Here is a 13,581-nt window from a genome sequence, read left to right as displayed (position 1 = left end):
CCCGGTCCCTTGCTCCGCGGCCCTCACACCGCGCCTCCCGCTGACTCGTCCCCCGACCCGACGCATCGCCGCGTCGATCATCAGAGAGAAGGCACCACCGCATGTCGATCACCACTCCCTCCACCCCCTCCCTCTCCCGCCGCCGGCTGCTGCAGGGATCGGCCGTGCTCGGCCTCGCCGCCGGGGCCACCGCGCTGGATCTCCCCGGCCTGCCCCCGACGGAGCGCGCTCTCGCCGACGGCACCGTCGACCTCGACATCCTCTACATCGGCGCCCACCCGGACGACGAGGCCTGGACGCTGGCGGCCCTCGGACAGTGGAACGAGTACGAGGGCCAGCGCGCCGGGGTCATCACCCTCACCCGCGGTGAGGGCGGCGGCAACGCCGTGGGCCTTGAGGAGGGTCCGGCGCTGGGCCTGCTCCGCGAGGGCGAGGAGCGTATCGCCGTCGGCTATGCCGGCATCGAGCACGTCTTCACCCTCGACGCGGTGGATTTCTTCTACACCCTCTCCGCCCCGCTGACCTATGACGTGTGGGGCGGTGCGGAGGCGCTCAGCCGCGTGATCCGGGTGGTCCGCGCGACCCGGCCCGACGTCATCGTCACGATGAACCCCTCCGCCGTCGAGGGCAATCACGGCAACCACCAGCAGGCGGCGATGTTCGCCGTCGAGGCGTATCTGCTGGCAGGCCGAGAGGACGTCTTCCCCGAGCACTTCGAGGAGGGGTTGGAGCCGTTCTCCCCGGCGCGGATCCTGCGCTCGGGCTCCAACGGCAGCGCCGGCACCGGCCCGGAGGCCGTCGCCGCGGGCTACGAGCCCGAGGTCGCCAGCGACGTGGTGTTCGGCGCCTGGAACGGCACCGAGTCCGAGACGTGGGGCAAGCGCTGGAGCGCGGTGCGGGACGACTCCGTGCACGCCTACCGCACGCAGGGCTGGTTCGCGATCCCGCCCTCACCCACCGACCCGGCGCAGATCCCCGCCACCTGGTTCACACTGATCGACTCCCGCACTCCGCTGGCGGATCCCACCAGCTCCGACACCGCCGCACTGCAGGGCGCGACGCTGCCGATCGCGGGCGGGCTGCCGCTGGGGACCACGCTCGAGATCAGCGCGAGCACCTTCGCCGTCCTGCCCGGCGCCCCGGTCGAGGTGGACGTGACCATCGGCTCTCCGGGCAGCGCCCTTCCGGGCGTGCAGGTGGAGCTCGGGGCCCCGGAGGGCTGGTCCGTCGGGCGGCGCCAGGGGATCGGGACCATCCCCGCGAAGCAGCGGCGCACAGCCACCTTCTCCGTGACGGCGCCGGCCGGCACCGAGCCCGGCCAGCACGTGCTGCTGCGCGCCCGGGTCACCTCCCGCAAGGGAGACGGCGAGAACGTGCTGCCGCTGCGCACCGCCGGTTACGTCGAGGCCGGGCTCGAGGACCGCCCCGAGATCGCGGAGTTCCTGGAGTGGACAGCGGAGCTGGGCATGCAGCGACTGGACGCCCTGGTCCCCGCCCGGTACACCCTCGGCTCCGGCCGCGCCGAGACCGTCGAGGTGGTGGTGCGCAACCACTCCGCGGACGTGCAGGACGCCGAGGTGATGCTCGAGCTGCCGGACGGCATCACCGCGGAGCCGGCGGAGCTGAGGGTCGAGGGCGTCCCCGCTCAGGGCGAGAAGCGCGTCGAGGTGCGGCTGGAGAACACGGACGAGTCGCTCCCCACCGCCAACCGCGCCCCGGACGGCGGGGTGTACCCGGTGACGGTCACCGCCACCGCGGCCGGCGTCACCGCCCCCGTCGCCCAGGGCCTGTACCTGGTGCCGAGCCTGGTCGCCGCCCGCACCGAGGGGGTGGAGGTGGATGCCGCGAGGGGGAGCGGCGAGTACCCCGGGGACGGGATCGACATCGGCACTCTCTGGGAAGGGGACCCGGTGGAGCCCGCCGACGCCTCGGGCCGGACCTGGGTCACCTACGACGAGGAGAACCTGTACGTGTTCGTGCAGGTCACTGATGATGTGCTGGGTGCCCTGCTGCCGCCGGAGGACAACAAGCAGCGCTTCCGCACCGACTCGATCGAGATCATGATCGACCCGCGCGGCACCTCGGACAACACCGCCACCACCTTCATCCTCGGCGCCCTGCCCGGCACCGCGGTGAACGGCGGCGTGGGCGCTCCGGTGGCCGGCCGTGACCACGACAACCGTCAGGGCCCGATCGCGGACACCGCCCCGGGCGTGCGGATCGCCGCGGAGGTCTCCGATCCCTACGGCGGCTACCTGTTCGAGACGCGGATCCCCTTCGCGGAGCTGCCCGACGGCATCGACCCCACGCACATGGGCTTCAACGTGGTGGTCTACGACTCCGACACCCAGGACCAGACCGGCCAGTCCCGGATCGGCTGGTCCACCTTCCCGGGAATCCAGGCAGATCCCTCCCGCTGGGGCGTGCTCGAGCTGCCGGATCTGCCGGCCGGGGAGTCCGCGCCGGTGGAGCCCCGGATCCCGGACACCGCAGCCCGCTCGGTCGAGTCCCCGGCCTCGATCCTGCAGGCCGCAGGCGACGGCACCGGTCTCGGCGGTGCCGCGGCCCTGCCCTCGAAGGCGCTGCGGGTGGACCAGCTCGCGAGGGCCGACGGCGGGGTCACCGCCCGTGTGCGCACCGACCGGGCCGGCACCCTGCGGGCCTTCCTGTGGGACGGCGCGTCGATCGTCGGCGCGCTCGATCCGCGCGAGATCGGGGCCGGGCGCGACATCGTCGAGGTGCCGCTCTCCGGTGAGGCGGCCGACGGCGCGGCGGTGCACCTCGTGCTCTCCGTCGAGACCGAGGAGGGCACGTCTGCGGCGAGCGCCGTCGTGGAGTGAGCCTGCGGCGGCGGGTGCGGCCGACGGTGCCGCGCCCGCCGCCCGCCCGTGTCGGACGTTTCCGTGCCGGCCGGGCCGGTCAGCGTGGGGGACGGGGCTCGAGCACCGCGTCGGCCGCCATGTACAGCGCCTCGGTCTCGGCGTGAGCCAGGGAGTCCTCCGCGGGGAGCGCGCGTTCCAGGGCGAGGCCGTTGAGCACGGTGGCCAGGAAGCGGGCGTCGCGGACGATGTCCCGTTCGGCGACGAGATCCCCGACGCCCTCGTCCGCCGCGAGCACCTCGTCCTCTGCCCTCTCCGCGGCGAGCGCCCGCAACCACTGCTCCATGCGTTGCTGGCCGTCGCGCTGCATCGCGAGATACGCCTCCCGCACCGGCTCGGTGGGCTCCACGGCGATGAACGAGCTGGTCACGGTGATCATGCTCGACCGCGCCTCGGCGCCCGCCCCGGACATGTCGAGGACCCCGCGCAGGCAGCCCACCAGCCGGTCCCGGGCCGGGACCGAGCGGTCCTCGATGCTGCTCTCGGGCAGCATCCAGTCGTAGACCCGCCGCATCACCTCGTCCCGCAGCGCCTGCTGGGTGGGGAAGTGGTGGCGCAGCGAGCCGATGCTCACCTCGGCGCGAGCCGCGACGGCCCGCACGCTGAGGCGGGCGGTGATCCCGTCCTCGCCGAGGATCGCCGCTGCGGCGGCGAGGATCCGTTCAGGGGTCGTGCCGTCCTGGCTGTGCTCGGCCGCTCCTCGACCGTCACCCAATCCTCGACCGTCACCCGAGCTTCGACCGTGGTCCATCCGAGCCCCCTACTTTCCTCCGATACGCCGTACTAGCACAGTGTACTAGCGTGTTGCGAGCGGGACCAGTGCAACGTATTGGTCGGAGACGGAGCCCCGAGGAGGCGCCAGATGTTCGAGCAGTGGAGGCGGCGCCGGGCGGTCGCACGGATCGAGCCCGGCGACGGGGCGGCCCTGGGTCGCTTCCGGTGGTGGCAGCTGCTGGGACGCTCCCTGTTCCACCTCGACCTCGCGGAGCCGGACGGCCGCGCAGTGCGGTACTCGGTGGATGCCCGGAAGTGGAAGACCGACGAGAACGGCTACGTCATGATCCACCTGTATCGGGACGGCCGCCGGCATGCCGTCTCCCGGGCGCCCGCGCTCTTCCCCGTCGAGGGCGGCACGATTGAGGTCGCCATGAGCAGCTTCGGTCTGAAGCGCTGCCACTACGTCGAGGACGGCGGTGCCGCGCGCCAGCTCACCCCCGACCCCCGGTCCCCGGAGGGCCGGCGCGCCCGCTTCGAGCGTCGCCGGCCTGTGCTGAGTCGCGTGGTCGGAGCGGTCTCGATCATGGCCCTGCTGGTGGGCGTCGTGCTCCTGCTCCAGCAGATCGCCGTACCGATCCTGCAGATCCCGCCGATCGCCGAGCAGATCGGCCCGGTCGAACCGTTGATCCGTCTGCCGCTGTGGCTGACCATCAGCCTCGGCCTCGCGGCGGCGATCGCCAGCACGGAACGTGCGCTGCGACTGCGCTACCACTGGCTGCTCGACGCGGCGGGGAACTGACCAGGGAGGCATCCGCTGCGACCGTCGGTCCCTGGCGTCCCTACGTTCCCTAGCGTCCCGGGCGTCCCGGGCTGCTCGCCGTCCCGTGCGTCGCCCGGCGTGCGCGGCCCGGCTGGGGTTCTGCCCGGCGATTGTGCGCTGAGGACCGATGTCGGGCGCGACATCGGTCCTCAGCGCAGAATCGCTGCTCGCCCGGGCAGCGGGCAGCAGGCGGCGGGCGGAAGGCGGCGGGCGGCGCTCGCCCGGGCGGCGGGCGCCGGGCGTCGGGCAGCGGGCGGCGGTCAGCCGGCTGTCGCCGAGGTGACCGCCTTCTCGAGCGCCGCGAGGGACTGCTCGAGGAAGCTCGGCGGGAACGGCGGCAGGCCGAACTCCTCGCGCAACGGCGCGGGGACCTCGCCCCAGTCGTAGGTGAGGGTGACGCGGGTGCCCTCGCCCTCGGGAGCGAGGTCGTACCGCCAGCTCCAGCCGCCGGAGCCCCAGGTGCCGTCGGGCCCGTACTGGCCCGGCAGCCAGGCGATGGTGCGGCCCGGCTCGAGGGCGATCACGCGGTTGTGCATGTCGTAGCGGCCGTTCGCGTTCTTGTGGAACATCTCGATGCCGAAGACCTGACCGACCTCCGTCAGCGGTGCCGGGTCCGCCTCGAGCGGGCCGCGCACCCAGTCCGTCGGCTCGGTCTCGTGATGACGGGCGGGGTCGGCGAGCAGCGCGAACACTGCCGACGGGTCGGCGCCGACGGTGCGGGAGACGACGTAGCGGGTCCCCTCCTGGGGCGCGACCGCGCGGGGCTCCTGAGCGGTCCCCCGATCAGCCTGGTGCTCGGGCGTGTGGTCTGTCGTGTGCTCAGTCATGCCTGCTTCTCCGTCCCGTAGAGCGCTGCGACCTCTTCGCTGTCCAGCCACTTGTCGTAGGTGGGCGACTGCGGCCAGCCCTCGGGGGAGTCCTGCCACTCCTCCTGCCGGCCATAGGGGAGGACGTCCACGAAGGGGAAGGTGTGGCTGAGCTGCTCGGTGCCGCGGCCGTTGCTGTGCCAGGTGCGGTAGACCGTCTCCCCGTCGCGCAGGAACACGTTCAGGGCGAAGCCGCCTCCGGGCGGGGCGTCCACGTCGGCCCCGAACTCGCTGTTCGCGGTGGAGTACCAGTCCATCCGGTTGCCCACCTTCTCCTTGTAGGCCAGCGCCTGGTCGATCGGGCCCTGGGTGACGATCACGAAGCGGGCGTCGTACTTGTGCAGGAAGTCCGTGCGGGTGAACTGCGAGGTGTAGCCGGTGCAGCCGCCGCACTGCCATTCGGCGCCGTCGTGCCACATGTGGTGGTAGACGACGAGCTGGGAGGCCCCGTCGAACAGATCGACCAGGCGCACGGGCCCCTCGGCGCCCTGCAGCGTGTACTCGGGCAGCTCGACCATCGGCAGTTGTCGGCGCTGGGCGGCGATCGCGTCGAGCTCGCGGGTGGCTGCCTTCTCCCGCACACGCAGGGCGGCGAGCTCGTGCTGCCAGGTCTCGAGATCGGTGACGGGAGGCAGGGCAGGGGCGGGGGTGATGGACATGTCAGTCCTTCCTGGGGGCGAGGCGGGTGTAGGTGACTCCGGAGTCGAAGGCGCGGTGCTCGAGCAGCTCGAGGTGCTCGCGGTGGCCGTCCGGGAAGAGCCGGCGCCCGCGGCCCTGGACGTAGGGATAGGTCCACAGCCGGTACTCGTCCACCAGTCCTGCGGAGATCAGGGCGTGGCACAGCGTGATCGAGCCCGTCAGCGAGATCTCCTTGCCGGTGGGCTCGGCGCCGCCGCTCGCCGTGAGCTCGCGCACCGTCCCCACCGGGTCGCCGGCCAGCAGCTGTGTGTGCTGCCAGGCGGGGTCGGTCATCGTGGCCGTGACCACGTACTTCTCGAGCGTGTTCAGCTCGTCGGTGATGCCAGTGGGGTCATCCGTCTGCTCCGGCCAGAAGCCGCGGAAGTCCTCGAAAGTCTGCCTGCCCAGCAGCAGGGCATCGCAGCGGTCGCTGTCGCGCTGCAGGATCTCGAGCATGTCCGCGTCCTGGGCGAGGGGGTCGAACCAGTCGTCGAGCATCTCGATCGCGCCGTCGGCGGTGATGTTCTGGGTGATGACCAGGGGCCTCATGACGTCCTCGACTCACTTCGTTGTGCATGCCGTGTACATTGGTGTGAACACCGTAAACTTCACGGCCCAGGAGGTCAACAGTGCCGGCAGTTCCCGCGGCGTCACGTCCCTATCACCACGGCGACCTGCGGGCCGCGCTGGTGGAGCAGGCGCTGGAGCTCGCCCGCGCGGACGGGCCGGCAGGAGTGTCGCTGCGGAAGGCGACCCGGCGTGCCGGCGTGACCCCGCCTGCCGCATACCGGCACTTCCGCGATCGCTCCCACCTGCTGGATGCCGTCGCCCGGCAGATCCAGGAGCGGATGGCCGCACGTATGCGCGAGGGCATGGCCACCCCGTCGGATGCCCCGCCGCCGGAGCGCGCCCTGCAGCGCCTGCGCGGTGTGGGCCTGGGCTACATCGGCTTCGCGCTCGAGGAGCCCGGCTGGTTCGAGACCGGCTTCTTCGGCGCGCTGCGCGAGGAGCCGGCTCCGGCCGACGGGGCGGGGTCCCGTCGGGCGACGTCGGCGGCCGACGGGGGCGGTGACGGCGAGAACGGTGACGGCGAGAACGGTGACGGCGACGGCGAAAGTGGCGAGGGCACCGGGGCCGGCCCCTCGGCGACCGTCCCGCCGTTCCGTCTCCTGGTCGAGGCGCTCGATCGGTGCGTCGAGGCGGGAGCGTTGGCTCCTGCACGGAGGCCAGGGGCCGAGTTCGTGTGCTGGTCCGCAGTGCACGGCTTCGCCGAACTGGTGCTGCACGGGCCCCTGCACGGCGTCCCGCCCGCCACGGTGCAGCAGCTCGCGGGACGCGTCGTCGAGGACGCCATCGCCGGGATCCGCTGAGCGTCCGCAGTTCCGCCGGGGAGGCCATGGGGAGTTCTCCCCGGGGAGTGCTGCCCAGGCAGTTCAGCCCATCGCGCTCCAGGTCAGGGGCTCATAGAGTGCGGGTACTGGGTGCGGGCCCCACAGGGGACGCGAGGACAGGGTGCGGGATCGGCCCGCTGCGGGAATCGCTCAGGACGGTGGGGGCCGTCCGGGCGAAGGGGCCGCGGCGGCACCGGTCCCGGGCTGTTTCTCGACCCTCAGGGGTGGGCCGATGCCGGCTCCGCAGGGCGGAGCGCGGTGATCGGACCGGTGGAGGGGCGGTGGTGCGGCACGGGCGAGGGGCCCGGGCCGCCCCCGCCTCCGCCCCGCACCCGGTGCAGGGATCGCCCAGTGCAGCACCAGCAGCCCCGCAGCGCGTGGGGCCGTCTGTGCTCAGCGCCCCGCGCTTATCCGCCGCCTCTCAGCCGGTCCCGTCCAGCAGTGCGAGCACAGCGCTCGCCGCGGCCTCGGTCCCGGTGCGCAGCGTCGGCTGCATGTCCGGCGCCCACAGCGGGGAGTGGTTCGGGGCGGTCTCGCGCCCCTCGGCGTAGCCGCCGAATCCCCAGTAGCAGTACGGCACCCCGAAGGCGTCCGGGAGGATCGAGAAGTCCTCGGAGGCGGTCACCGGGTCCATGTGCTCCACGCGCTCTTCGCCGAGCTGCGCCACCAGCGCGGTGCGCACCGCGTGGGTGACCTCCTCGTCGTTGTCGGTGACGGGGTAGTGGTGGAACTGCTCGAACTCGGGCTCCTGCGGGGAGCGGGCCGCCTCGCACTCCGCGCGCACGATCCGCTGGACGCCCTGGACCAGCTGCTCGAGGATCTCCTCGCTGTAGGCGCGGACGTTCAGCGACATCTCGGCACGGTCCGGGATGATGTTCGCGCTGGTCCCGGCGTGCAGGGCGCCCACGGTCACCACCCCGAAGTCGCCGGGCGCGATCTCGCGCGCGACCAGGGTCTGGATCCGGGTGACGATCGCTGCGGCGAGCACCACCGGGTCGATCCCCAGGTGCGGCATCGAGCCGTGGGAGCCGGAGCCGTGCACCCTCACCCGCATCGACACCGAGGAGCTCATCACCGGTCCCGGCGCGATCGCGACCTTCCCGGCCACGGGGGTGGTGAGCACGTGCTGGCCCAGGCAGACGTCGGGCGCCGGCACCTTGTCGAGCAGGCCGTCCTCGATCATCGCCCTCGCCCCGGCCGCGATCTCCTCCCCGGGCTGGAACAGGGCGATATAGGTGCCGGACCAGTCGCCGAGGTGCTCGGCCAGCAGCCTCGCCGCACCGAGCCCCGCGACCATGTGGACGTCGTGCCCGCAGGCGTGCATCGTCGGCTGGGTCCGGCCGTCGGCGTCCTGCTGGGTGTGGGTGGAGGCGTAGCGCAGGCCGGAGGCCTCCGTCACCGGCAGGCCGTCCATGTCCGCCCGCATCAGCACCGTCGGCCCTTCGCCGTTCTCCTTCACGCCCACCACGCCGCCGCCGATCTCCTGGACCGCGTAGCCGAACTCGCTCAGCTGCTCGGCCACGATCCCGCGGGTGCGCTCCTCGCGCATCGACAGCTCGGGATGGCGGTGCAGATCCTCGAACAGGGGCTCCTGCCAGGAGGCGTACTGCTCCAGAGCGGCGGCCATCGGTGCTGTGAGGAGGGGCGTGGTCGGGATCGGTGGGGTCGGGATCGGTGCGGTCGCAGAGGTCATGAGGGATCCTTTCCCGGTGCTCCGCCGCACACCCGAAGGCCGACGGGAAGGGGTGCAGCAGGGTCGGCGGATGCTCCCGAGCCTAGCTATTGCGGGTGCTGCGCGGGGACTGTCCGTGTGATCCCGCTGACCCGTGCTGGACACCCCTTTTCACAGCCTACCTGCGGCTCTACTCTTGTCGCGAGGACAACAGGCGCGTGAGCATCCCGCGCCCGATCAGGCCGTGTCCAGGCCTGTGCGATGTGCTCCCCCAACAGCGAGAAGGAGGGACCCCCGTATGGAAACGCGTCATGACGTCACCGTCGGCCAGGAAGTGCAGGCCGCGGCCGAGACTACGCAGATTCCGGTGGTCCCCGAGACCCCGGATGCGGGTCAGCAGCAGTCCACCTGGCGCAGCAGCCTCGGTGTGGCGCTCGCGCTCGTGGTCACCTTCGTGGTGGTCACCCTCGTGGGTCTCTGAGCCGAGTTCTTTCACGGGTGGCGCCGAGACGCTGCTGCCGACACGCTGTTGTCCACAGGGGTCAGAGCGAGGCGTCCGCGCCGCCGTTTTTCCGCACACCCGTGTGATGTCGCTGACCAAGGGGCGATTTTCCGGCCGCGCTCGCTGATTGAATCGTAATCTTCCTGTGAGCCCGCTCGGGCGACGGGCGGGCGGCTGGTGCCGACGGCCCGGTCCACGATTCGCGTGGACTTCGGCGACAGCATCGGAGAGTCGGCATGCCCACTGAACACCCCAACCCACCGCCGTCCGGCGACGCCAGGAACTGGCCCACGGCACCCCGCTACGGCCAGGCACCGCAGAGGGGAGGTCGGCACGAGCGCCACTCCGCGCCCGGCTTCGCGACCTTGCAGCGACCCGCTCCGGAGTCGGCCAAGAGCTTCCCGCTCGCCTGGGCACTCTCGCTCTTCTTCGGTCTGTGGGGCGCTGATCGCTTCTATCTCGGTCGCTGGAAGACGGGACTGCTCAAGTTCTTCACGGCGGGCGGACTCTTCGTCTGGTGGGCCGTCGACATCGCTCTTCTGACGATGCGGCAGCCGACGGATGCCAGAGGGCGTCCTCTTCGGCAGTTCGAGACGATCAAGTGGCCCTCGCGGATCATCTCCGGTGTGGTCGTCGCCGGGTTCTTCGCCATGTTCGTCCTCGGCAGCTCGATCGATTCCCCGACGCCGCCACCCGCGGAGATCGAGGCCGCGGGAGCTGTCGAGGACGACGTGCGCAGCCCGGAGGAGGAACCGACGGAGGCCGAGGATGCAGCGACTGCGGATCCTGTCGCCAGCGCTTCCCCGACGTCGGAGCCGACGGCGGCGGCCACCAGCACTCCGGCGCCCATGCCGGAGCCCGAGGTGGTGGAGGCGGCACCAGGCACAGCGCTTGCGATGTTGGCCGAGCTCGAGGAGAAGGGCCGTGCCCCGAAGACCGGCTACGACCGCGACAGCTTCGGGTGGCGCGAAGACCTGGACCGCAACGGCTGCGACACCCGCAACGACATCCTCCGCCGCGACCTGGACCAGATCACGCTGAAGGGCGGTACGGGCGGCTGCGTGGTGCTGCTGGGCACCCTGGACTCCCCGTACAGCGGCGACTCCGTCGACTTCGACCGCACCGACTCCACGATCGACATCGACCACGTGGTGGCGCTCTCCGACGCCTGGCAGACGGGTGCCGGAACCTGGGACGAGGACACGCGCCGCGAGTTCGCCAACGACCCGCTGAACCTGCTCGCGGTCGAGGCGAGCCTGAACCGGCAGAAGGGCGCCGGCGACGCCGCGACCTGGCTGCCGCCGAAGAAGGACTACCGCTGCGAGTACGTCGCCCGGCAGATCGCGGTGAAGGCGAAATACGACCTCTGGGTCAAGCCCGCCGAGGCCGATGCCATGGAGCGCGTGCTCGAAGACTGCGAGGGCTTCGCCGCTTTCGAGGATGACGACGACTGGCCTGCAACGGGGGAGGGCGACGTGGTGGCGACGCACTCCGAGCCCACACCGGAGCCCGAGCCCGAGCCGGAGCCGGCTCCGGAGCCCGACCCGGCTCCCGCTCCGAAGCCCGCGCCCCAGGAGGACAACGGCTCGGCGGGCGGCAGCGTCCACTTCAAGAACTGCGATGCCGCCCGAGCCGCTGGTGCGGCCCCGGTGCGGGTGGGTGACCCCGGCTACGCCCGGCACCTGGACCGCGATGGCGACGGGGTGGGATGCGAGTAGCCCCTGACTGCGCAGGCCGACCCTGACCAGCGCGGAAGGATTCTCCGTCCCGGCGCGTTCCAGCGGGAACGCATCCACAGGGAGGACCCGCATGATCAGCATCGATCTGACCGGCAGGACCGCGTTCGTCAGCGGCTCCACGCAGGGCATCGGCCTCGCCATCGCCCAGCAGCTCGCGGAGGCGGGCGCGCGCGTCGCCGTCAACGGACGCACCTCAGAGAGGGTCCAGGAGGCGATCGACGCGCTCGCCGACGCGGGGATCCACCGCGACCAGCTGCTCGCCGCCACCGGAGACGTCACCACCGATGACGGCCTCACCGCCGCGCTCGACGCGACCGGCGAGGTGGACATCCTGGTCAACAACCTCGGCATCTTCGGCGCCGCGCAGGCGCTCGAGGTCACGGACGCCGAGTGGCAGCGCTACTGGGACGTGAACGTCATGTCCGCGGTGCGGCTGATCCGCGCCGTCCTGCCGCGGATGAAGGAGACCGGCTGGGGCCGGGTGCTGAACATCGCCAGCGATTCCGCGATCGTCACCCCGGCGGAGATGATCCACTACGGCGTCTCCAAGACGGCGCTGCTGGCCGTCTCCCGCGGCTTCGCGAAGGACGCCGCCGGCACCGGCGTCACGGTGAACTCCGTGATCGCCGGCCCCACCTACACCGAGGGCGTGCAGGACTTCGTCTACCAGCTGGTGGATCCGGCGCTGCCGTGGGCGGAGGCGGAGGCGGAGTTCATGCGGCTGCACCGCCCGCAGTCGCTGATCCAGCGCCTGATCCGCCCCGAGGAGATCGCGAACATGGTCGTCTACCTGTCCTCGCCGCTGGCCTCGGCCACCACGGGTGGGGCGCTGCGCGTGGACGGCGGGTACACGGACGCGATCCTGCCCTGAGGGGGCACCCGCGCCTTGGTCAGGGAGGGCGTCCGCGATACCGTGCGGAGCCAGGACGACGACGCCCCCGAGAGACGAGGCGATCTCATGAGCGACCATCCGTTGACCCTCGATGCCCTGCTCGCCCTGGAACGCCGCGGCTGGGAGGCCCTCACCCGCCACGAGGGCGGCACCTTCTACGGGCAGTTGATGATGGCCGATGCGCTGATGATCCTGGTCAACGGCACGGTGCTGGATCGGCCGACGATCGCCGCGTCCCTGGACGACTCCCCGGCCTGGAGCGCCTTCGCCCTCGAGGACGCCCGCCTGGTCCCGACGGGGGAGGGCAGTGCCGCCCTGGTCTACCGGGCGACCGCCTCGCGGGACGGCGAGGACGAGCCCTTCGTCGCCCTGATGTCGAGCCACTACACGCTGCGCCAGGGCAAGCCCGCGCTCACGCTGTATCAGCAGACCACGATCACACACTGACGAGCGATGCCCTCGGCGGCGCCTGGTGAGCACGCGTGGAGAGCTGTGGGCTGGCACGGCCGCTCCTGGGCCGCCGTCGACCGCAGCAACGAGACCTGGCACGATGACGCCCATGAGCCGCACCGAGTCCGCGACCAGCACCGCGACGGAGTCCTTCACGATCGTGGGCCACCGCGGCGCGATGGCCCACACCCTGGAGAACACCCTCGCCTCCTTCCGGCAGGCGGAGGAGACGGGCTGCCCGGAGCTCGAGCTCGATATCCGCCCCACCGCCGACGATCGGATCGTGGTGGTCCACGACGCGACCCTGGACCGCCTCGCGGCCGACGATTCCGGCCAGGACCTCGGCGACGTGTCCCTGATGATCCTCGATGAGCTCCAGCAGGTGAAGCTGCGGGACGGGCACCGCCTGCACACCTTCGAGGAGGCGTGCGCGGCGACGACGGTGAGGCTGCAGGTGGAGATCAAGGACCCGGCCGTGGTGGACCTGCTGCCCGGCTTCCTGCGGGCGCACCCCGAGGTGGAGAGCCGGATCTACCTCACCAGCTTCTCGGCCGACGCCCTCGTCCGCGCCCGCGAGCAGGTGCCCCGGCTGCGCCGCGGCATGATCGTCCACGGCCTGCCGGTGGAGGAGAAGCACCCGGGCGGGCTGGAACAGCTGCTCGAGCGCACCGGCGCCACGAGCCTCCACTGCGGCCGCACCGGACTCACCGCCGACGTGGTCGCGGCCCAGCAGGCCGCAGGTCGCAGCGTGCACGTCTGGCCCGTCCGCTCCGCGGAGGCGATGGCGGAGGCCGTGGCGCTCGGCGCGGACGGCGTCACGGTCGATGACCCGCAGGCGGCGTTCGCCTGGTACGACGAGGCCCTCGCACAGCGGGGGTGACGAGCGCCGCCGCGTGTGCCCGGGAGCCTCACGGCTCGGGGCGTGGGCCGCGGCGCCGGGCTCAGCGGCGACGAAAAGAACTTCCAGGTCGCAGC

13 protein-coding genes are annotated in these 13,581 nt (G+C 72.0%); 8 read left to right on the top strand and 5 right to left on the bottom strand.

What is annotated here, in order from left to right; genetic code table 11:
* Positions 1 to 101: 101 nt before the first annotated feature.
* Positions 102 to 2,840, top strand: coding sequence for a sugar-binding protein (locus VF289_RS10290; RefSeq protein WP_330883720.1), 2,739 nt, complete (start codon positions 102 to 104; stop codon positions 2,838 to 2,840).
* Positions 2,841 to 2,919: 79 nt separating this feature from the next.
* Here VF289_RS10290 and VF289_RS10285 read toward each other — a convergent pair whose 3' ends face one another.
* On the bottom strand, positions 2,920 to 3,594 hold the full coding sequence (locus VF289_RS10285) for a TetR/AcrR family transcriptional regulator (RefSeq protein WP_330883718.1): 675 nt from the start codon (positions 3,592 to 3,594) through the stop codon (positions 2,920 to 2,922).
* A gap of 147 nt (positions 3,595 to 3,741) precedes the next feature.
* Between VF289_RS10285 and VF289_RS10280 the strand changes: the two genes are divergently transcribed.
* Positions 3,742 to 4,395, top strand: coding sequence for a hypothetical protein (locus VF289_RS10280; RefSeq protein ID WP_330883716.1), 654 nt, complete (start codon positions 3,742 to 3,744; stop codon positions 4,393 to 4,395).
* Positions 4,396 to 4,676: 281 nt separating this feature from the next.
* On the opposite strand, the gene VF289_RS10275 is transcribed toward VF289_RS10280, so the two are convergent.
* Genes VF289_RS10275 through VF289_RS10265 form a run of 3 tightly spaced genes read right to left on the bottom strand, consistent with a single transcriptional unit; the run spans position 4,677 to position 6,509 of the window.
* On the bottom strand, positions 4,677 to 5,243 hold the full coding sequence (locus VF289_RS10275) for an SRPBCC family protein (RefSeq protein WP_330883715.1): 567 nt from the start codon (positions 5,241 to 5,243) through the stop codon (positions 4,677 to 4,679).
* Positions 5,240 to 5,941, bottom strand: a complete 702-nt coding sequence (locus VF289_RS10270; protein WP_330883713.1) for a DUF899 domain-containing protein — start codon at positions 5,939 to 5,941, stop codon at positions 5,240 to 5,242. Before VF289_RS10270 ends, VF289_RS10275 begins: the two co-directional genes overlap by 4 nt.
* Position 5,942: 1 nt before the next feature.
* Positions 5,943 to 6,509, bottom strand: coding sequence for a dihydrofolate reductase family protein (locus tag VF289_RS10265; RefSeq protein ID WP_330883711.1), 567 nt, complete (start codon positions 6,507 to 6,509; stop codon positions 5,943 to 5,945).
* An 80-nt stretch (positions 6,510 to 6,589) separates the two neighbouring features.
* Between VF289_RS10265 and VF289_RS10260 the strand changes: the two genes are divergently transcribed.
* Positions 6,590 to 7,330, top strand: a complete 741-nt coding sequence (locus VF289_RS10260; protein ID WP_330883709.1) for a TetR/AcrR family transcriptional regulator — start codon at positions 6,590 to 6,592, stop codon at positions 7,328 to 7,330.
* 442 nt (positions 7,331 to 7,772) lie between these two features.
* On the opposite strand, the gene VF289_RS10255 is transcribed toward VF289_RS10260, so the two are convergent.
* A complete protein-coding gene (locus VF289_RS10255; protein WP_330883708.1) occupies positions 7,773 to 9,044 on the bottom strand; it encodes an amidohydrolase in 1,272 nt (423 codons plus the stop codon).
* A gap of 277 nt (positions 9,045 to 9,321) precedes the next feature.
* Between VF289_RS10255 and VF289_RS10250 the strand changes: the two genes are divergently transcribed.
* The 5 genes from VF289_RS10250 (at position 9,322) to VF289_RS10230 (ending at position 13,486) form a co-directional block, all read left to right on the top strand.
* Positions 9,322 to 9,504, top strand: coding sequence for a hypothetical protein (locus VF289_RS10250; RefSeq protein ID WP_330883706.1), 183 nt, complete (start codon positions 9,322 to 9,324; stop codon positions 9,502 to 9,504).
* 257 nt (positions 9,505 to 9,761) lie between these two features.
* Entirely contained in the window at positions 9,762 to 11,243 is a 1,482-nt protein-coding gene (locus tag VF289_RS10245) for a GmrSD restriction endonuclease domain-containing protein (RefSeq protein WP_330883705.1), read from the top strand.
* Positions 11,244 to 11,337: 94 nt separating this feature from the next.
* On the top strand, positions 11,338 to 12,135 hold the full coding sequence (locus VF289_RS10240; RefSeq protein ID WP_330883819.1) for an SDR family oxidoreductase: 798 nt from the start codon (positions 11,338 to 11,340) through the stop codon (positions 12,133 to 12,135).
* An 87-nt stretch (positions 12,136 to 12,222) separates the two neighbouring features.
* Positions 12,223 to 12,603, top strand: a complete 381-nt coding sequence (locus VF289_RS10235) for a nuclear transport factor 2 family protein (RefSeq protein ID WP_330883703.1) — start codon at positions 12,223 to 12,225, stop codon at positions 12,601 to 12,603.
* A 112-nt stretch (positions 12,604 to 12,715) separates the two neighbouring features.
* Positions 12,716 to 13,486 (top strand): glycerophosphodiester phosphodiesterase, encoded by a 771-nt coding sequence (locus VF289_RS10230; protein WP_330883702.1) that lies wholly within the window; start codon positions 12,716 to 12,718, stop codon positions 13,484 to 13,486.
* The last annotated feature ends 95 nt before the right edge of the window (positions 13,487 to 13,581 follow it).

It is taken from the genome of Brachybacterium sp. (assembly GCF_036379615.1).
In the GTDB taxonomy this organism is placed as follows: Bacteria; Actinomycetota; Actinomycetes; order Actinomycetales; family Dermabacteraceae; genus Brachybacterium.
Note: the sequence above shows the minus strand (reverse complement) of the source record. Positions and strands in the feature narration are given on the sequence as shown.